Raw genomic sequence first — 20,238 nt, 5'->3', positions numbered from 1 at the left:
AAGTTAAAAGTAATAGAAGGCATCTTCAAGATGTTCCAAATCAAGGGATTCTCCTTGAAAATGAATTGCAATAATATCAAATCGAACCTGAACATCTCCTTTCATTTGTTGTACATAAGCATCTACGGCTTTTGTTAACCGTTGGATTTGTTTGGGTTTCACAAAATCTTGCGGCAATCCAAAATCAATTCGACTTCTTGTTTTCACTTCAATGACAGCCAAAATAGGTGCTTTAAACGCGATTATATCTACTTCCGCCTTTTGAAAAGTCCAATTGGTTTCCAAAATAGTATACCCTTTCCGCACCAAATAATCCACAGCGACTGACTCCCCTTGCTTCCCGAGTTCGTTATGTTGCGCCATTAGGTTGTAGTAAACAAAACCGCTTTATTCGCGTATTTGATTTGCTTCACCTCCTCTCTAATTTTCGTAATCAACATAATGATTTGATGGGCTTCTTGTTGTAACGCTTGCGTTTGTTCTGTTGTTAAGTAATCCAATTGATCCGTCAACATCAAATGTGTTTGAATTTCATAGGCGGCACCCAATGAAAAATCCAAAAAACGAATAAAATCGGCTTTAGAATTGGCTTGATACGCCAAAGCGATATTCGTAGGCAACAAAACCGACAATTGCCGTAATTCTAAAATGGTGAATTGTGTGGGGTTGGTGGGAAGTGGTGACGTTCCCCGAAAAATCGATGTGCAGAAATCCTGGCTTTTTTTCCAGATTTCCAATTCTCTGAATGAACTCATAACTGTATGGCTTTTAAAATGATACCGTAAAACTACAACTTCTTTTGAAAAATATCCGACAACAAATATTTAATAACGAAAAAACTCCTCAAGCACTGTAAATACTGAGGAGTTCTCTAATATATTCTTAAAGTTTTTATTCAAAAATCACATGACTTTCGGTATCGGTGACTTCCATTGTCACTTTACTTCCAAAAATCAAGGCCCGATTATCTGAAATATGTCCGGCCGGGAAATTATAAATAATTGGAATGTGATAATTCTTAGTAATATCTTCAATAATCTCTAAGGCATTTTTTCCCCATGGAATATCATTGTCGTGCATTTTGGTCATACTTCCTACTATGATTCCCTTCAAACTTTCCAAGCATCCGTTGCGTTTCAAGTTCATCATCATGCGATCGATATGGTATAAATATTCGTCCAAATCTTCAATAAACAAAATCTTATCGGAACAATCTATTGAAGAGGGCGAACCAAACAAACTGTACAAAATCGATAGATTGCCGCCCACCAATTCACCTGTTGCTTTCCCGTTTCTATTCAACGCATCGCAAGGCAAATGGTATTCCAACTTTTCTCCGAATAACGCTTGATGCAAGGTCTCTTTCGCCGCTTCACTCGCTTTCGCATTGACGGGCATAATGCCATGAATGGACTGAACGCCCATCGTATTTAAATGACTGTGTAAAACGGTGACATCACTAAAGCCCACAACCCATTTGGGATGCTGTTTAAATTTTGTAAAATCCAATTTATCAATCATGCGCACGGTACCGTAACCGCCACGCACACACCAAATCATTTTGATGTTGGGATTGTCCATCATGGCTTGAAAATCGGTAGCGCGCTCGTCATCACTTCCTGCCAATTGATTGTCGTCTAAACCGATGGTTTTCCCGATAACAACTTCCAATCCCCAGCTTTTCAACCAACCGATAGCCGGTCCTAAATTGTCGTCTAAGTTTTTACGTGCCGTAGCTACAATAGCCACCGTGTCGCCTTTTTGTAAATAAGGTGGTGTAATCATCTTTTTTTGTGCATAAAGATTCGTTAGTGAAATCAATACGAATAGGTATCCGAATAGTCTTTTCATTCGATTCATCGCTTCGGACAAATATAAGAAACTATATGTTCGGGATTTTGGGCAAATGCCGTACTTTTGCAAAAATTTTATTTCGAAATCGACATGTCTGATTTTCCAAAACGTTATACCGTTACCGCCGCTTTGCCGTATACCAACGGACCTATTCATATTGGCCATTTGGCTGGAGTGTATGTTCCCGCTGATATTTATTCCCGTTACCTGCGATTGCAAGGACGTGATGTAGCCTTTATTTGCGGAAGCGATGAACACGGAGTAGCCATTTCCATGAAAGCGAAAAAAGAAGGCATTACCCCGCAGGAAGTCATTGACAAATACGACGGAATCATTAAGCAGTCGTTTGCAGATTTCGGAATTTCATTTGATAATTATTCCCGTACCTCGGCAAAAATTCACCATGAAACGGCATCTGAATTTTTCAGAAAACTTTACGATCAAGGTGATTTTATCGAAGAAACTACCGAACAATTGTACGATGAAAAAGCGGCTCAATTCTTAGCCGATCGCTTTGTTACAGGAACTTGTCCAAAGTGTAGCAATCCCGAGGCGTATGGCGATCAATGCGAAAAATGCGGTACATCGTTGAATGCAACCGATTTGATCAACCCGAAGTCGACCATAACGGGAACAACGCCCATTTTAAAAGCAACAAAACACTGGTTTTTGCCTTTGGATCGTTATGAAGATTTCTTAAAACAATGGATTTTAGACGGTCATAAAAACGATTGGAAACCCAATGTGTATGGGCAAGTAAAATCGTGGATAGACGACGGATTAAAACCCCGTGCAGTGACGCGCGACTTGGATTGGGGTATCGATGTGCCGGTTGCAGGTGCCGAAGGAAAAAAGCTCTACGTTTGGTTTGATGCACCCATTGGATACATTTCGTCTACCAAAGAATGGGCGCAAAATGTAGGTAAAGATTGGGAGCCGTATTGGAAAGATCAGGATACGAAGCTGGTGCATTTCATTGGAAAAGACAACATCGTTTTTCACTGTATCATCTTCCCTGCCATGTTGAAGGCCGAAGGAACGTATATCTTACCCGATAATGTTCCGGCCAACGAATTTTTAAATTTAGAAGGCAACAAATTGTCCACTTCCAAAAACTGGGCAGTTTGGTTGCACGAATATTTAGTGGATTTCCCGGGTAAGCAGGATGCGTTGCGTTATGCGTTGACAGCAAATGCACCGGAAACCAAAGACAACGACTTTACTTGGAAAGATTTTCAAGCACGCAACAACAATGAGTTGGCCGCGATTTTTGGAAACTTCATCAACCGTGTGGTAGTTTTGACTCAAAAATATTACCAAGGAGAAGTACCACAACCCAATGAATTGACAGAAGTTGACCAACAGGTTTTAGCTGAATTGAAAGCTTTTCCAGCAGTAATTGCGAGTTCGATTGAACGTTACCGCTTCCGTGAAGCCCAAGGTGAATTGATGAATGTTGCGCGATTGGGTAATAAATATTTAGCCGACGAAGAACCCTGGAAAATGGTCAAAGAAAATCCGGAGCGCGTAAAAACACAAATGTATGTGGCCTTACAAGTAGCTGCTGCTTTGGCATATTTATCGGAGCCGTTCTTACCGTTTACCGCTGCAAAATTAGGTGCGATGCTCAAAATTGAATCTGATAATTGGGATACAGTTTTTGCGAAAGAAGCGTTATTACCTGCAGGACATTCGATTGGTCAAGCGGAAATATTGTTTGCCCAAATCGAAGACGAAGCGATTCAACAACAAATAGATAAATTAGAAGCCACTAAAAAAGCGAATACCATGACAAATCCCGATGTCACTCCTCAAAAAGAAACCGCAACATTTGATGATTTTTCAAAAATAGATTTGCGTGTAGGTACGATTATCGAAGCTGAAAAAATGCCAAAAGCAGACAAACTTTTAGTGTTGAAAGTAGATACAGGAATCGATGTTCGCACGATTGTTTCGGGCATAGCAGAGCATTTTACCCCAGAGGAAGTGGTGGGAAGACGCGTTACGGTTTTGGTGAATTTAGCGCCAAGAGCTTTACGCGGAGTGGAAAGTCAGGGAATGCTATTGCTCACCCAAAATGCTGAAGGGAAATTGGTTTTTGTGAATCCCGATGCTGATGGCGTGGCAAACGGCGCAACGATTAGTTAATTTTAAACCTTTATAAGCCCATGAAAAAGTTACTTTTATCGCTATTATTATTAGCGATACAATCTGCATTTTCTCAAACGTTAGAAAAAACATTACCCATTCAAATTGATAAAAAAGCGGATTGTATAGAAATCATTGATGAAAAAAATAAACAATTAAGTTTGTTCATTATTGATAAGTTGAACTTAAAATTAATCCGTATAAATGAGAAGTTAGCAATAATCGATTCGATAAGCACACCTAAACTGGATAATAAATACAATCGTTTGTTTGGCTATTCTATTGATTCAAATAAATATTTTACCTATTGGAATAGTAAAGAAAAAGGAGAATTAGGCTGTCTCACTTTTGATTTTAATTCCAAAAAAACTACTTTCTCTACACTTAAATTCGAATTTGAAAAAGACGTTAAACTCTATTCTTATCACAAGAACGGAACCTTAAACGTTATTAGTTGTGACAAGAACGGCAACAATTTATACATTCGTAAAATTACTGGTACCGAAATAGAGAATCACACAATTGATTTCACAGGAAAAACTTTCTTCAGTTACGAAGGTAAACGCATTTCATTATCTGAATTATTTGAAAGCAGCAATTCCATGCAAGGCCCTTTTATTTTACAATTGATCTCCTCTGAAACGCCTCCTTCATTGGTTTTAGCTGCAAAGCGTAAAAAAATATACATAGAAGATACAAAATTAAAGTTCACTTTTGACAATTATGATATTGGAACACAAGTGATTGATGTTAATTTAAACGATTACACTTTTACTCAAAAATTAATCTCCCAGCCCTATTTCCCGAAACCAGAATCCATGGATTACTATTCACATCCAACAGTTTCACTGTTTTTTGAAAATCATTATATCCAGCTAAAAAGTTCACCTAGCGAACTCTTTATATCGATTAAAAATGAAGCAGGAGATGAAATAAAATCCTATAAAATTGAACAAGATAAAGAAGTTCCGTTTCGAACATCTGATATAATTCAAGAAAACGGTTCGATTAAAGACACGCGAATTTTATCAAAATCCAACCAATTATTACGTAAAATAAGTAACTTAAATCCTGCCTTATCGTTATACAAAAGCGAGGGAAATTATATATTGGTTCTTGGTGGAATTTCAGAGGCTCAACAAAATAGTGCCTTATATATTGGCAGTATGTTTGGTGTTGCCGGTGTTTTGATTGCGTCCGCTATTACGTACTATTCAAAAGAAAATTTCAATTCTTACGCCAATCGGAAAGTTGTATATACTTCTAGTAAATTTGATGAAAACTTCAATCCAGTAAACGACTATGTAAAAAAGACTGGATTTGATCGTATGCGCTCTTTTATTTCAGACAAAACAATACTAAATCCAACATTATTTACTTTCAATAATACTCTTTATTTAGGAGGAATTATAAAAGGTGAAAATGCATATTCGATTTATTCATTCCAAGACTAATCATGCAACATTCGACCATCATCGCCTTCGACGCTGACGACACTTTGTGGCACAACGAACCGTACTTTGAAGAAGCGCAGGATAAATTTTGTCGTTTATTTGAAGGGTATACTTCGAAACAGGATTTACTGCAATTACTTTTACAACATCAGGTTAACAATTTGCCTTTATACGGATTTGGCATCAAGGCTTTTGTGCTCTCTATGATTGAATCGGGATTGGAATTAACCCACCAACAATTATCGGGGGAAGCCATTGATAAAATTATTCAAATTGGTAAAGATTTACTTCAAAAACCAGTTGAGTTATTGCCCGAAGTAGAATCGGTTTTACAATCACTTCATGGCAAATACCGCTTAGTTGTAGCCACAAAAGGCGACTTGAAAGATCAACATCGAAAATTACACGATTCTGGAATTGGTCATTATTTTCATCATATTGAAGTAATGAGTGATAAAACAGAATTGGATTACGAGAAAATGTTGAAACGATTAGACATTCAGCCTGAAAATTTTGTGATGATTGGTAACTCCTTAAAATCAGATGTATTACCAGTATTGAATATTGGAGGGACTGGAATTCATATTCCTTATCAAACAACTTGGGAATATGAACGAATTGACTTTGAAATTCAGCACCCAAAATTTAAAGCGCTCCAATCCATTACGGAATTGCAACAACTATTTTAATGGTCATGAAAACAAAAATCAACCTTGATTCCTGGAATCGTAAAGAACATTTTTTGTTTTTTAAACAAATGGAAGAGCCGTTTTATGGTTTAACGACGCGTGTTGACTGTACTTTGGCTTATGCAAAAGCAAAAGAATTGGGTGTCTCTTTTTTCAATTTCTATTTGTTTAAAACATTAAAGGCAGTCAACGCCTGTGAGCCGTTTCGCTTACGAATAATTGACAATGACCCTTGGATTTTTGAACGAATTGATGCTTCTGCGACCATTATGCGTGAAGATCAAACCTTTGGTTTTTCTTTAATGAAATACCATCCTGACCTAGATACATTTAATACAATTGCCCTACAAGAAATAAAGCGAATACAAGGGACAAGTGGCTTGTTAACTCGGGAATTTCCTCATGAAAATCTGATTCACTTTTCCAGCATTCCTTGGGTGGATTTTCAGGGTTTATCCCATGCACGTGGTTTTAGTTATCCCGACAGTTGTCCGAAAATTTCATATGGGAAAATGATTGACGAAAACGGGAAAAAAACAATGGCTATATCGGTACATGTTCACCACGGACTTGTCGATGGCATTCATGTTGGGAAATTTTTAGAATGTTTGCAAGAATATTTAAATGACTAATTGATATACGTCCAATTTATCCCGTCACTGATCACAATTACCGTACGTAAATTACCCTCATACATATACAATTGATTTGACCCAACCGTTGAATTTTTTGGAAAAAACATTCCTGCTGAAGTAGTTAATTGGGCAGTAATCGCGTTTTGAATATTTCGGATTACATAAATCCTTCCCGGATACGTAACCGGACTTGGCAATTGAAATTTATCATCATTAACTTGTGGGGCAATCGAAATATAAACTCCATCACTGATTGAAATGGCAGCCCCTCCACTTCCACTTCCGTTTCCGTTTAAGGTAACCGTTTTCACCGATAAGTTGCCATTAATATCTAGCGTACTTAATGGATTTGTAGTATTAATTCCAACTTGCGCTTGAACTCGCAAACTAGCAAAAGCTAAGGCAATTCCCCATAAAACAAGTCGAAATACTTTCATAGTTAGGATTTTAAATTCCTATTTGTTAAATAAAAGTATTAAAAAAAACAGGACTCCTTAAAATAAATGTTACCGAAAACGTTTTCGTGTTAAAAAATAAGTTAAATAACTCCTTAAATAAATATCAAAACGGTGGTTTGATCAACCACCGTTTCCCTCTAAGAACCCTTCGCAAGGTTTATTTCCCGAAAAGAAGCAAATCGTTAGCCACCACTTCTGTGATGTAACGCTTTTCGCCGTTTTTATCATCATACGAACGATGTGTTAACTTGCCCTCCACTGCAATTTCTTTTCCCTTAACAACATGTTTTTCGACGATATCGGCCAACTTCCCCCAGGCAGTTACACGATGCCATTCCGTTTGCTCAACTTTATCCCCATTATCGCGGTAATACACCTCGTTCGTGGCTATCGTTAAGCTTGCTCTTTTTTTATTTTCAAACAATTTTACTTCCGGTTCCTGACCCACATGACCAATTAACTGAACCTTATTACACAATGCATTCATAATCTGAAATGGATTAAACGTTAAGAATTGGCTTTACCTAATAAATGTAATTCTTCTGCTACAACTTCGGTAATGTAGCGTTTCACCCCTTCTTTATCTTCATAATTACGATAGGTGATTTTACCACTGACAGCAATTTCCTTCCCTTTGGAAACGAATTTCTCAATAACATTGGCTAACTTACCCCAAGCCACAACTCGGTGCCACTCAGTTTGTTCTACTTTTTCTCCTTGCTCTTTGTAATACACATCTTGAGTTGCGATGTTAAGATTGGCTACTTTTTTTCCTCCTTCAAAAGATCTGATTTCGGGGTCTTGACCGACATGGCCAATTAATTGAATACGATTTTTCATGGCTTATAAAAATTAATTTTAAACTATTGGGTTGGTAATGAACAGGACAAAATTGCAAACAAAAAATTACATTAATCGGTTATTTACCATTTACTACCGAATGTAAATGCTTGTAACCGACTACAAATAGATAAATTGGGGAACGTTCTTTTAGCACTTCAAACTTTACAATTTATTCGCTATATTTGACTTGCATTTTCAAAAAATCAAGAAATTGTAAACCTATTTTTAAGCCAAAATGAGAAGTAAACACCACGATTATGAAACGAAATTGTATGGAATGCGATCTGCCCATCAGCGGTCGCGAAGACAAAAAATTTTGCTGTGACGGTTGCCGTAATGCATTCAATAATCGCATGAACAGGGACAGTACAAATATGATGCGTAATGTCAATAACAAATTGCGAAAAAATTACCGCATTTTAAGTGAACTCAATGCCGAAGGGAAAACAAGAATCGCTCAAGAAAAATTGTTGCACAAGGGATTTGAATTACATTACATAACCCACATTTTAACCACAAAAACCGGCAAAACGTATCGCTTTGTCTACAATCAAGGCTATATGATCACTGACGACAATCAATTGGAACTTGTTCGACGGGAAACTTGACGGTGGTAATGCGATTATGAAAAAAAATTACACCAACCTCTACGAAAGCCTCTTCCTCATTGGTGTGGTAAGTTTGCTGTTCTATCTAATGATGCCGCAAACTTATGATGCGCAAGAACCTGCTCCATTAGCAGAATTCTCAACCCAACGTGCCTTAGAAAAAGTAAAAATAATGGCGAAACACCCTCATTATGTAGGGTCGCCCGATCATCAACGTATTCAAAACTATTTGATGCGTGAATTAAAAGACTTGGGACTTGAACCAACCATTCAAAGTGGATTTACCATGACCGAAAAAGGAACCTTGGTGAAATCATCGAATATATTAGCTCGTATCAAAGGAACACAATCAAGCAAAGCCCTGTTGCTTTTATCGCATTATGATAGTGCGCCACACACAAAATCGCACGGCGCTAGTGATGATGCCTCTGGTGTAGCTACAATATTGGAAGGTGTTCGTGCTTTTTTACACACCAAAACCACTCATAAAAACGACATCATAATCGTATTTACAGATGCCGAAGAATTGGGATTGAACGGTGCCGCTTTATTCGTAACGCAACACCATTGGGCAAAAGACATTGGTTTAGCGTTAAACTTTGAAGCGCGCGGATCTTCTGGACCTGGCTATATGCTGATGGAAACTAACCAAGGGAATCAAAAAATGGTGCACGCCTTTTCCAACGGTAATGTTCCTTATCCAGTCTCAAATTCGTTGATGTATAGCATTTATAAAATGCTACCCAACGACACGGATCTCACCGTTTTCCGAGAAGAAGGAAAAATCCAAGGCTACAATTTTGCCTTTATTGACAGTCATTACAACTACCACACGGAACAGGATTATTTTGAAAATTTAGCTCCAACGTCGCTAGCCCATCAAGGGAGTTACCTCATGCCGTTGCTGCATCATTTTGCAAATGCCGACTTGAGTAACCTGAATAGTACAAACGATTCGGTATACTTCAACATCCCGTTTGGTTTTATTCATTATCCGTTTGAATGGATTTGGCCGATGCTCATCCTAGTAGCCGCACTACTTTTTACCTTTACATTTATTGGTTTAGGCAAACATGTTTTACGGATTGATGCCGTTTTGAAAGGATTTCTTCCATTGTTTGGTGCTTTAATCACTACAATCATCATCGGCGTTGTAGGCTGGTGGATACTCAAACTCATTTATCCTGATTACACAACAATTCTTCAAGGATTTACTTACAACGGCCACGACTATATCTATGCGTTTGTGGCAGTAGCACTTGGCATTTGTTTTTTATTTTACCAAAAAGAAACCAGCCGATTTACCGAGATGAACCGACTATTTGCGGCAATTTTTCTTTGGCTACTAATCAATATTAGCATCGCCCTACAACTCAAAGGAGCGGCCTTTCTTATCTTACCTGTTTTGGGTTCGGTTCTCATGTTGGGCGTTTTTGTCATCACCCAACAGTCCAAAAGGTTTTGGAACTTACTCATGGCGGTTCCAGCCCTACTCATTATCGTGCCATTCATTACCATGTTTCCTGTGGGTCTTGGATTAAAAATGATTCCGGGTTCGATGGCGCTTACCGTTCTTACTTTTTCATTATTACTTCCCATTTTGGGATCGTTTACGCATAAAAAAACATGGGCAACACTTTGCTTTTTAATCGGTGTTTCTTTCTTGGTTAAAGCCCATTTTGAAGCACCTTTTACGAATGCTACCGCAAAACCCAACAGTTTGCTCTATGTGTTGGATGCCAATCATCACAAAGCCTATTGGACGACGTATGATGAACGATTAGACGCTTGGAATACTCCATTTTTAGGCCCAAAACCAAAACCTGCCGACGCCTTAAATCAAAATCAGTTGTACAGTAAATACGGCACTGCTTTCCGATGGATGAATTCGGCTCCCGTAAAAGCTTTACCTCAACCTGAAATTGTTTTTGAAAAAGATACGCTTCGTGGCAATCGGCACTATTACCAAATTCGCATCACCCCTAAAAGAAAGGTCAATCGTTACGACATTTTTATCAAAAACAACATCATTCTACAACATTTAAAAGCCAATGGGGTAACTGCTCTTGCACATGGAAACAAAATTGGCGGTGGTACTTCCAATAAAATTTTGAGTTATTATCTCACCGAAAATGAACCGCTGGTCTTTTCATTTGATGTTCCAGCCAACCAAAAACCCCAATTGGAGTTAATGGAAAGTTCGTTTGATTTACTCGAAAATCCTTTGTTTTCAGTTCCATATAGACCCAAAAACCAAATGCCAACTCCCTTTGTACTCAATGATGCTATTGTAGTTTTGAAAAAAATTGCACCCACTCCATCAGTACAACAAGCACATTAAATTTGTGCCGTATCTTTGGCATATGAAAGAAACGATTGGCATTCTAGGTTGCGGTTGGCTGGGCTTTCCTTTGGCACAATCCTTAGTAGAAAAAGGATATCGCGTGAAAGGTACTTCCACGACAGTGGATAAATGTGTCCAACTCACAGCTCACGGTATTGATGCTTTTCATATAGCTATAAACGAAAATGACATTGCGGGTGATTGGGAAAGTTTTGTAAATGGATTGGATCAATTGCTCATTAACATTCCGCCACGACTGCGCAAGGATGATACAGCATCTTATGTTTCAAAAGTGGAGCTATTGCTAAAAAATCTTCCCAAAAATCAACGCATAAAAATTATTTGGGTGAGTTCGACCTCAGTTTTTTCAGATCTTCAAGAAACTATAACAGACCAAACTGTACCACAACCCGACACGGAATCGGGCAAAGAATTGGTTCGAGCAGAAGAATGTATTCAAAATTCGGGATTTCCCTTTACTATTGTGCGCTTTGGTGGCTTGATAGGCAAGGATCGCCATCCAATAAAATACCTTTCAGGACGAAAAAATAATGAACGACCAGATGCCCCTGTCAATTTGATCGAATTGTACGATTGTATCTCTATTTTAGAAGAATGCATCCATCGTGAAGCCATCAATCAATCTATAAATGCTGTTCATCCCGAACATCCTTCGCGTAAAGCCTATTATGTGGATGCAGCCCAATCTCGAAATTTACCTTTACCCGAATTTAACGAAACGGATCAACGTTCTGGAAAATGCATACATCCCGACTATTTATTAGAAAACTGGAAGTATATTTTTCAAGTTAGACCCTAAAAAAAAGGCCGTCATCGCTGACAGCCTTTCGTTTATTTTGCACTCCGAATTACCAAATTTTTACGCGTTTATCAGGCGCTAAATACAATTTGTTTTCGGGTTTAATATTAAACGCTTGATAGAAAGCTTCAACATTCAACAACGGTACATACGCACGGTACATACCCGGTGAATGCGGATCGGTTTTCACCTGATTCTTAATCGCTTCATCGCGCATTTTGGAACGCCAAATCGTCGCCCACGAAATAAAGAAGCGTTGCTCTGGAGTATAGCCATCAATCAATCCTGGGTTACCATTTTCTTTCAAATACAATTGTAAACCGTCGTAAGCTGCATTCACCCCGCCTAAATCTCCAATGTTTTCTCCTAAGGTAAATTTACCATCGACAAAAGTTCCTGGTAAGGGTTGCAACGCACTGTATTGATCGGCCAAAGCTGTTCCCAAAGCAGTAAATTGTTTTAAATCTTCATCCTTCCACCAATTCACCAAATTCCCGTCTGCATTGTAACGCGCTCCAGAATCATCAAATCCGTGGGAAATTTCGTGTCCGATAACAGCGCCAATTCCACCAAAATTCACAGCATCATCCGCTTTATAATCGTAAAATGGTGGTTGCAAAATCGCCGCAGGAAACACAATTTCATTGTACGACGGATTATAATACGCGTTCACCGTTTGAGGAGTCATTCCCCAACGGGTTTTATCCACCGGTTTACTCAAATCTTCAATGTTGCGTTCGAAATTCCAACGCGCCACATTTTCCATATTTTCAAAATAGGCACCTCCGTTTTCCAACGCTTTAATGTCTAATTTGGAATAATCTTTCCACTTGTCGGGATACCCAATTTTCACGGTCGATTTGCGTAGTTTTTCCACAGCGCCAACGCGTGTTGCAGGATCCATCCATGGTAAATTGTTAATGCGGTTTTCAAAAGCACGGAATAAATATTTAATCATTTTTGCCGCTTTCTCCTTGGCTTCAGCTGGGAATTTTTTCTCTACATATAATTTCCCTAAAGCTTCACCCACTGTTCCATTCACAACTTGCAAAGCACGCTCTTCTCGCGGACGTTGCTTTTTAGCCCCTTGAAGAGTTTTGCTGTAAAACTCCCAATTCGCTTTTTCAATATCGGTAGTCAACTCATCGGCATATTTATTCAAAAGCGTCCAACGCATGTAGGCTTTCCAATCTTCAACATTATTCGCCTTAAACAAACCTTCTAACGCCGTCATGTATTTGGGTTGCGAAACAATAACGGTATCAATACGTTTGATGCCTGCACCTAAAATGTAGTTTCTCCAATTTACAGAAGGTGTCAACTCTTGCAATTGCGTCAAATCCATGGGATTATAAGATTTTCTGCGGTCACGGCGTTCTACACGGTCCATTCTTGGTTGCGCCATTGCAGTTTCAAAAGCCAAAACACGTTCAGCATCCGCTTTGGCTTTTATTTCAGACAATCCCAAATATTGCAACATGCGCGCAACGTGCTCTACATACTTTGCACGTTTTTCTTTGGAATCCGCATCTTCGGCAACATAATAATCACGGTCGGGTAAACCCAAACTTCCAGGACCAATGTTCAACACATTGCGGTTACTGTTTTTGGCATCAGCTCCCACCGACATGCCGTAAAATCCGAGTCCGCCAAGCGCTTGTCTTTCAATTAATAATTTGTTTAAATCGTCTACATTACGCACCGCATCAATTTTGGCCAATGTGGATTTAATGGGTTGAATGCCACGTTTGTTTCGGGCCAATGTGTCCATGTAGGTTTTGTACACATTCACAGCTTTAGCTTGATCCGACTTGGGATCCAACTTCTTGTTCTTCACCGCCTCTTTTAAAATGGCTAATGCATCTTTGTCAGTATTTTGACGTAATTCATCAAAACTTCCCCATCGGGTGCGGTCAGCTGGAATATCGGTTTTGTCAAACCATGCGCCGTTTACATAACGGAAAAAATCATCACCCGGTTGAACGGACTTATCCATTAAATCCAGGTTGATTCCCGGTTTTTTATTTTGGGCCATCGAACTTTCAGTAGCAAATACTGCAGCAATCGTCAATGCCAAGGTTACTATTTTTTGGTTTTTCATAAGGTAAAGTTTAGCTATTGGACACAAATCTATTAAAATAGCCGTTGAAAAGTTGTTAAATTCAACTTAATACCGATCAAAAAAAGGGAAATTAAAGGGTTGTTCGTACTTTTGTAAAAAAATTATAATGGCTTCTTTTTTTAAAAAATACCGCTTCTTTATCCTGTTTTTCTCCATTTTTTCAGTCGTAACCATAAGCGCTTTTTATTCGGTTTTGAAACCAGAAAAGAATTTGCCCATCATTACACCCAGTGACGTCAATCCTGAATTGGTGGATTCTACCGTTCAACATATAGCCTTGGAACACACCATCGGCAAATTTGCTTTTACCAACCAAAACGGTCAATTAATTTCTGATAAAGATTATGAAGGAAAAATTTATGTGGCCGACTTTTTCTTCACCACCTGTCAAAGCATTTGTCCGAAAATGACCAACAATATGGCGTGGTTGCAAAACAAAATCAAAAACAATCCCAAAGTGAAATTGGTCTCATTTTCTGTAACTCCCGACATCGATAGCGTGCCCGTTCTAAAAAGCTATGCACAAAAAAAAGGAGTCATCGACAGCAAATGGAACCTACTTACTGGAGATAAAAAAGAAATCTACTACCTAGCACGTAAATCATTTTTGGTGGTAAAAACAGGTAAACCTTCTGAACTTTACGACATGGTTCACACGGAAAATTTTGTGCTTGTCGATGCGCAAAAACGAATTCGCGGCTTCTATGATGGTACCAATTTGGATGGCCCTACTGAACCGGGTATTAAAAACGTGCAACAACTCTGGGAAGACATTCAGTTTTTATCACAAGAAAACTAATCCCAAACAAAACTTAAAATTGACTTTTATCATCTAAAATCAAGGTCAATTGCCTACCTTTGTATTTTAATTCAATCTAAATAAAGTGAAGTTAGCCCTGGCCGAACTCAAAATTGGACAAAAAGCCACCATTCTCGATGTGAACACCGAGGAAATTCCATTGAAATTACTGGAGATGGGGTGCTTACCCGGCAATACGGCAGAGTTAATTCAAATCGCTCCACTTGGAGATCCACTTTACTTTAATATTAACGATTCGCATGTTGCAATTCGCATAGAAACCGCGCAACAAATCGAAGTGACGCTTTAATCTATTCATCATGGCAGAAGAACACATTAAAGTTGCACTTATCGGGAATCCCAACACGGGTAAAACTTCGGTTTTTAATCAACTCACCGGACTCAAACAGCAAGTGGGAAATTACCCAGGTATTACCGTAGAGAAAAAAATGGGGACCTGTCGTTTGGACGATCACACCAAAGCCACCATCATCGACCTTCCGGGTACATACAGTTTGAATGCGAGTTCGATCGACGAAAACGTGGTGATTGAATTAATGTTGAATCGCAAAGACGAAAATTTTCCTGATGTAGTGGTTGTGGTGACCGAGGTGGAAAATTTAAAACGAAACTTACTGCTTTTCACCCAAATCAAAGACTTAGAAATCCCGACGCTTTTGGTCATCAACATGAGTGACCGCATGAAATTGAAGGGAATTGAATTGGACATTCCGTATTTGGAAAACCAACTTAAAACCAAAATTGCGTTAACAAGTTCGCGTAAAAATATTGGCATCGACGAAATCAAAAAATTAATTCTTGACTACCGATCCTTGCCCACCGACCCTTGTTTGAACGCTTCGTCCATTGACCCCGAATATTTTGACAAATTACGCAAAGCCTTTCCGAACCAACTGGTGTACAAATTGTGGCTTGTCATTACCCAAGACGTGAATTTCTTGAATTTGGACCGCAACGAAATGAAAAGTTCGTTCACCAAATCCCACAGCGAACTCCGTCGCCTGCAGCAAAAAGAAACCATAAAACGCTACCAGTTTATCAACGATACACTCAAAGTAGGTCAAACCATTGACCGCTCTAAAGCCAGTGATATTCGGGCCAAACTGGATCGTGTGCTTACCCATAAAATATTCGGCTACCTGATTTTCTTTGTCGTGTTATTTGGCATCTTCCAATCGATATTTGATTGGTCCAGCGTGCCGATGGATTTCATCGATGAAAAATTTGCCCAACTTTCTGTATATGCAGCGAGTCATTTGCCGGCTGGCGAACTCACCAATCTCATTGCAGAAGGACTCATTCCGGGGATTGGCGGTATCTTAATTTTTATCCCGCAAATTGCCTTTTTATTCCTCTTTATTTCTGTATTGGAAGAAAGCGGTTACATGAGTCGGGTGGTATTTTTAATGGATAAAATCATGCGCCGGTTCGGACTCTCCGGTAAAAGTGTGGTACCTTTAATTTCGGGTACAGCCTGTGCCATTCCCGCCATCATGGGCGCACGAAATATCGAAAACTGGAAAGAACGTTTGATTACCATTTTGGTAACGCCGTTCATTACTTGCTCTGCGCGACTTCCCGTTTATGCGATTTTAATTTCGCTGATCATTCCCGAAAAACATGTGCTTGGCTTCATCAGTTTACAAGGATTAACGCTTATGGTGTTGTACCTCCTCGGCTTTGGTATGGCCATTCTATGCGCTTACATCTTACACAAAATGCTGGAAATTAAATCCAAATCCTATTTTGTGGTAGAAATGCCCAGCTATAAAATTCCGATGCTCAAAAACGTAGGAATTAATGTGGTGGAAAAAACAAAATCCTTTGTGTTTGGTGCCGGAAAAATCATTATGGCATTATCTATCATCCTTTGGTTTATGGGGTCGCATGGCCCTGGCGACGATTTTAAAAATGCCGAAAAAATCATCGAACAAAAAGTATATCAATCGTCCGTTCCTATCAATCCTTCAGTCATCCCCAACTGGACAGCTGAATACAAATTGGAACATTCGTACATCGGCATTGCCGGAAAATTCATCGAACCCGTAATTCGACCTTTAGGATACGATTGGAAAATTGGGGTTGCCATCGTTAGTTCCTTTGCTGCACGCGAAGTGTTTGTTGGGACATTGGCTACCATTTATAAAGTGGGCGACAAAAGCGATGAAGAAGCAACAATCAAAGAGCAAATGCGCCATGAAATTCACGCAGATGGTTCGCCCGTCTTTAACTTTGCCAGCGGCACTTCATTGCTCCTTTTTTATGCGTTTGCGATGCAATGCATTAGTACGCTTGCCATCGTCAAAAAAGAAACCAATTCCTGGAAATGGCCCGTGATTCAATTGGTGTTTATGAGTGGTGTAGCCTACATAACCGCTTTGTTGGCTTTCCAATTTTTGAAGTAATTTGGCCTAATTTTTGAGAAACGCTGTGCATCAAAAATCAAAGACATGAAAAAAATTACGCTATTTTCCCTTTCATTTATTGTCCTCTTTTCATGGTTTTCCCCAGCACAAACCCGCTTGGAACAATCCAAATCCGATGTAAAATCAAGTAGTTCAACTACTCAATCAAGCAGCACAACCAATTCAAATACTTCACGAACCAGTTCGTCCAACAACACAGAAAGCACATTAGCCGAAGTCTTTCTCGATGTTGCCTCTGTCGTCTTCTATTACAGTTTTATCGGCGATTATAAAAACGAAAATCATTTGTATAGCCGACTTACCCCTTACCCTTTCAAAGATCCAGGAGTGGGCAATTACGAATCGGTAGACACCGTAAAAACGGGAAAAAATAGATTTCGTGTCGATTTTGACAATAAATTCCTGTACAGCGATAGCCAATTGTACGGCAATCACATAAACTTAAAAATTCGCCCCTTTCAATACTTTTACCTCACTTCCGATTACCATGCACTGACCGAAAAAAGCGCATTTACCAACTACAAAACCCATCTTTCGCTATTTCAATTCCATTTCAATTACGACCGGGTGCGACTCGCCAATTTCAATTTGGGTTGGTCCATTGGTGCGACGTATATCGCCAGTGATGTGCAAAAATCGGGAGTGTCGGTTGGACTAAACGCTGAAGGTTTTTTTGGGAAACGGTTTAGTGTATTTGCCAACTCTAAATGGAGCAAAGTGAACAGCCAACCCGTCAACTTTTTGGAAATGGGTGGTAAAGTACACAGTAAAAATTACTACTTTACACTCGGATTTGAACGCCTCAAAATAGGGCGACCCAATTATAATTTTATCGGTCTCGGTGGAGGCCTCTACTTTTAAACAACATGAATTTTCAAGAAATATTCGTTTACCTTTTGCTCGGATTATCCGTAGCCTATTTATACGAGCGCTTCAAAAATCGCAAAAAGAAAAACAAGGATAAAAACTGCGGTGACAACGACTGCGGTTGCTAATTTTTGGGCAATCCCCCGATCAAATCTACTTGCTCTAACTCCAATCACTGCCCATCGGGGTCGGGTCTTCCGTTGCAATTCCGCAGCCTCTTGACATCGGCTTTGCGGGATTTCCACTCCACCCCCTATTGCAAATCCGTGCTTCCCTCATTCCTTGACTAAAAACAACGGAATATGAATTCGGTGACGTACACTGTCTACGGTGGTTCCCAACAGAACATCTTTCAATCCTGTATGTCCGTGTGTCCCCATAATCAACAAATCAAAATCGCCTTCATTCACAATTTTCGCAATGGCTTTGGCGGGTTTACCGAAGCCCAATTGTATATCTACTTTATACCCTTTGGCAACCAATCGACTTTGATAATTTTTTAAAAATTCTTCATCCAATCCCGTTTCATGATCACCCGTTGAATGGCCATAAAATAAGGCGCCAACCGTTTCCACACTATGAATTAAAGTATACCGCGCCGTGGTGCCTCCCATCGATAACGCATGTAAAATCGCTTTCTCATCCGCAGAAGAAAAATCGACCGCGATAGCAATGTTTAGCTTGGCAAAAGCTTCTGTTTTCTCCAAATCCAATTGTAAAATATGGGGCGAATGGTTATCAATTTCCTTTTTCGCTTTCGAAATAAACGGTTCGATAATAATATAAATCAACAACAATAAGAACCCCAAGGCGATAGGAACTACTGTGCACCACAACACCATCGGATTTTCAGATGTTTGCAACCAATTCGTCAATTCATCATAAACCAATTTGATGTTTAGTGAAACAATTATGGTGGCAATCAACCAAGCCGCCACCTGAGTCAGTCGGTTGATATGAAAGCCTTTCATCTTGTTTTTATCACTCACAAAATGAATCAACGGAATAATCGCAAATCCCAATTGCAAACTCAAAATCACCTGACTCAACAACAGTAATTTTCCGGTGACTTGTTCGCCAAAAACCAAAATCGCAATTACAGCTGGAACAATCGCGATCAAACGCGTAATAATACGACGCACCCATGGTTGAATACGCAAATTCAAATAGCCTTCCATCACAATTTGACCTGCAAGTGTTCCGGTTATCGTCGAACTCTGCCCCGCAGCAATTAATGCGACCGCAAAGAGAATCGGAGCCCATTCTGTACCGAGTAAAGGCGCCAACAATTGATGCGCATCTTGAATTTCGGCAATTTCAAAATGACCGTTTTTGTGAAACGTAGCTGCTGCTAAAATTAAAATCGCTGCATTCACAAAAAAAGCCAAATTCAAAGCAATCGTACTATCGATAAAATTGTATTTCAACGACTGCTTGATCCCCTTTTCATCCCGATTAAACTTACGCGTTTGCACCAAGGAAGAGTGCAAGTACAAATTGTGCGGCATCACTGTGGCTCCAATAATCCCAATAGCAATATACAAGGCCGTACTGTTCGGTAACGACGGAATCAATCCTTCCACGATTTTGGGTAATTCGGGTTGGGCGAAAATCATTTCAAACACAAAAGAAAACCCAATTATCGCTACCAGCGTAATGATAAAAGCTTCCATTTTCCGGATGCCTTTGTTAATTAAAAACAACAACAAAAAGGTATCCAAAACGGTAATCAAAACGCCCTCCATCAACGGAATGCCAAACAACAAGTTGATCCCAATCGCCATTCCTAAAACTTCGGCCAAATCACAAGCGGCTATGGCAATTTCGGCTAAAAAATACAAGGCATAATTGACGTATTTGGAATAGGTTTCTCGCGAAGCTTGCGCCAAATCATGTTGGGTTACAATACCCAAACGGGCACTTAAACTTTGCAGCAACAAAGCCATTACATTACTCATTAACAATACCCAAATTAAGGCATAACCAAACTGACTCCCGCCCGCAATATCGGTGGCCCAATTTCCGGGATCCATATAGCCCACACTGATCATGTAGGCCGGACCTAAAAATGCCAATATGCGACGAAATCCTTTCAAGTTGTTATTCACATCCACCGATTGGTGCACTTCTTCCAATGACTTTGTACTCAT

Annotated in this window: 19 protein-coding genes; 11 read left to right on the top strand and 8 right to left on the bottom strand. The window is 39.4% G+C overall.

What is annotated here, in order from left to right; all coding sequences use genetic code 11:
- Positions 1–3: 3 nt before the first annotated feature.
- The 3 genes from EQG61_RS03155 to EQG61_RS03145 form a co-directional block, all read right to left on the bottom strand.
- A complete protein-coding gene (locus tag EQG61_RS03155) occupies positions 4–363 on the bottom strand; it encodes a YraN family protein (RefSeq protein ID WP_129460436.1) in 360 nt (119 codons plus the stop codon).
- Positions 363–755 (bottom strand): four helix bundle protein, encoded by a 393-nt coding sequence (locus EQG61_RS03150; protein ID WP_129460435.1) that lies wholly within the window; start codon positions 753–755, stop codon positions 363–365. The genes EQG61_RS03155 and EQG61_RS03150 overlap by 1 nt, the downstream gene beginning before the upstream one ends.
- A gap of 136 nt (positions 756–891) precedes the next feature.
- Positions 892–1,851 carry a S66 peptidase family protein gene (locus tag EQG61_RS03145; protein WP_129460434.1) on the bottom strand — a complete coding sequence of 320 codons (960 nt, stop codon included), beginning with the start codon at positions 1,849–1,851 and terminating at the stop codon, positions 892–894.
- Positions 1,852–1,944: 93 nt separating this feature from the next.
- Between EQG61_RS03145 and metG the strand changes: the two genes are divergently transcribed.
- Genes metG through EQG61_RS03125 form a run of 4 tightly spaced genes read left to right on the top strand, consistent with a single transcriptional unit; the run spans position 1,945 to position 6,777 of the window.
- Positions 1,945–4,002: a methionine--tRNA ligase gene (metG, locus tag EQG61_RS03140; RefSeq protein ID WP_129460686.1), complete on the top strand. Its 2,058-nt coding sequence runs from the start codon at positions 1,945–1,947 to the stop codon at positions 4,000–4,002.
- Between the two features lie 20 nt (positions 4,003–4,022).
- Positions 4,023–5,456: a hypothetical protein gene (locus tag EQG61_RS03135; RefSeq protein WP_129460433.1), complete on the top strand. Its 1,434-nt coding sequence runs from the start codon at positions 4,023–4,025 to the stop codon at positions 5,454–5,456.
- 2 nt (positions 5,457–5,458) lie between these two features.
- Entirely contained in the window at positions 5,459–6,145 is a 687-nt protein-coding gene (locus tag EQG61_RS03130) for an HAD family hydrolase (RefSeq protein ID WP_129460432.1), read from the top strand.
- A 5-nt stretch (positions 6,146–6,150) separates the two neighbouring features.
- Positions 6,151–6,777, top strand: a complete 627-nt coding sequence (locus EQG61_RS03125; protein ID WP_129460431.1) for a chloramphenicol acetyltransferase — start codon at positions 6,151–6,153, stop codon at positions 6,775–6,777.
- Here the strand turns inward: EQG61_RS03125 and EQG61_RS03120 are convergent.
- The 3 genes from EQG61_RS03120 to EQG61_RS03110 all read right to left on the bottom strand — a co-directional run bounded on the left by EQG61_RS03120 (position 6,774) and on the right by EQG61_RS03110 (position 8,078).
- On the bottom strand, positions 6,774–7,217 hold the full coding sequence (locus EQG61_RS03120; protein ID WP_129460430.1) for a hypothetical protein: 444 nt from the start codon (positions 7,215–7,217) through the stop codon (positions 6,774–6,776). The genes EQG61_RS03125 and EQG61_RS03120 overlap by 4 nt on opposite strands.
- A gap of 178 nt (positions 7,218–7,395) precedes the next feature.
- Entirely contained in the window at positions 7,396–7,725 is a 330-nt protein-coding gene (locus tag EQG61_RS03115; RefSeq protein ID WP_129460429.1) for a single-stranded DNA-binding protein, read from the bottom strand.
- Between the two features lie 20 nt (positions 7,726–7,745).
- The gene (locus EQG61_RS03110; protein ID WP_129460428.1) at positions 7,746–8,078 is read right to left on the bottom strand and encodes a single-stranded DNA-binding protein; all 333 of its coding nucleotides are present in this window, start codon (positions 8,076–8,078) and stop codon (positions 7,746–7,748) included.
- A gap of 260 nt (positions 8,079–8,338) precedes the next feature.
- On the opposite strand from EQG61_RS03110, the gene EQG61_RS03105 reads away from it, so the two are divergent.
- Genes EQG61_RS03105 through EQG61_RS03095 form a run of 3 tightly spaced genes read left to right on the top strand, consistent with a single transcriptional unit; the run spans position 8,339 to position 11,853 of the window.
- On the top strand, positions 8,339–8,689 hold the full coding sequence (locus EQG61_RS03105; protein WP_129460427.1) for a hypothetical protein: 351 nt from the start codon (positions 8,339–8,341) through the stop codon (positions 8,687–8,689).
- A gap of 16 nt (positions 8,690–8,705) precedes the next feature.
- Positions 8,706–11,030 carry a M20/M25/M40 family metallo-hydrolase gene (locus EQG61_RS03100; RefSeq protein WP_129460426.1) on the top strand — a complete coding sequence of 775 codons (2,325 nt, stop codon included), beginning with the start codon at positions 8,706–8,708 and terminating at the stop codon, positions 11,028–11,030.
- 22 nt (positions 11,031–11,052) lie between these two features.
- A complete protein-coding gene (locus tag EQG61_RS03095; RefSeq protein ID WP_129460425.1) occupies positions 11,053–11,853 on the top strand; it encodes an NAD(P)-binding domain-containing protein in 801 nt (266 codons plus the stop codon).
- Positions 11,854–11,902: 49 nt separating this feature from the next.
- Here EQG61_RS03095 and EQG61_RS03090 read toward each other — a convergent pair whose 3' ends face one another.
- Positions 11,903–13,954 carry a M13 family metallopeptidase gene (locus EQG61_RS03090; RefSeq protein WP_129460424.1) on the bottom strand — a complete coding sequence of 684 codons (2,052 nt, stop codon included), beginning with the start codon at positions 13,952–13,954 and terminating at the stop codon, positions 11,903–11,905.
- A 127-nt stretch (positions 13,955–14,081) separates the two neighbouring features.
- Here EQG61_RS03090 and EQG61_RS03085 point away from each other — a divergent pair, with 127 nt between their 5' ends.
- The 4 genes from EQG61_RS03085 (at position 14,082) to EQG61_RS03070 (ending at position 18,082) form a co-directional block, all read left to right on the top strand.
- Positions 14,082–14,774 (top strand): SCO family protein, encoded by a 693-nt coding sequence (locus EQG61_RS03085; protein ID WP_129460423.1) that lies wholly within the window; start codon positions 14,082–14,084, stop codon positions 14,772–14,774.
- A gap of 85 nt (positions 14,775–14,859) precedes the next feature.
- A complete protein-coding gene (locus EQG61_RS03080; RefSeq protein WP_129460422.1) occupies positions 14,860–15,084 on the top strand; it encodes a FeoA family protein in 225 nt (74 codons plus the stop codon).
- A gap of 10 nt (positions 15,085–15,094) precedes the next feature.
- Complete coding sequence (feoB, locus tag EQG61_RS03075) at positions 15,095–17,200, top strand: ferrous iron transport protein B (protein WP_129460421.1); 2,106 nt, start codon at positions 15,095–15,097, stop codon at positions 17,198–17,200.
- Between the two features lie 45 nt (positions 17,201–17,245).
- Positions 17,246–18,082, top strand: coding sequence for a hypothetical protein (locus EQG61_RS03070; RefSeq protein ID WP_129460420.1), 837 nt, complete (start codon positions 17,246–17,248; stop codon positions 18,080–18,082).
- Between the two features lie 281 nt (positions 18,083–18,363).
- On the opposite strand, the gene EQG61_RS03060 is transcribed toward EQG61_RS03070, so the two are convergent.
- Complete coding sequence (locus EQG61_RS03060; protein ID WP_129460418.1) at positions 18,364–20,238, bottom strand: Nramp family divalent metal transporter; 1,875 nt, start codon at positions 20,236–20,238, stop codon at positions 18,364–18,366.

It is taken from the genome of Flavobacterium stagni (genome assembly GCF_004122105.1).
GTDB classification, from domain to species: domain Bacteria; phylum Bacteroidota; class Bacteroidia; order Flavobacteriales; family Flavobacteriaceae; genus Flavobacterium; species Flavobacterium stagni.
This window is presented reverse-complemented; position numbering and strand designations above follow the sequence as displayed.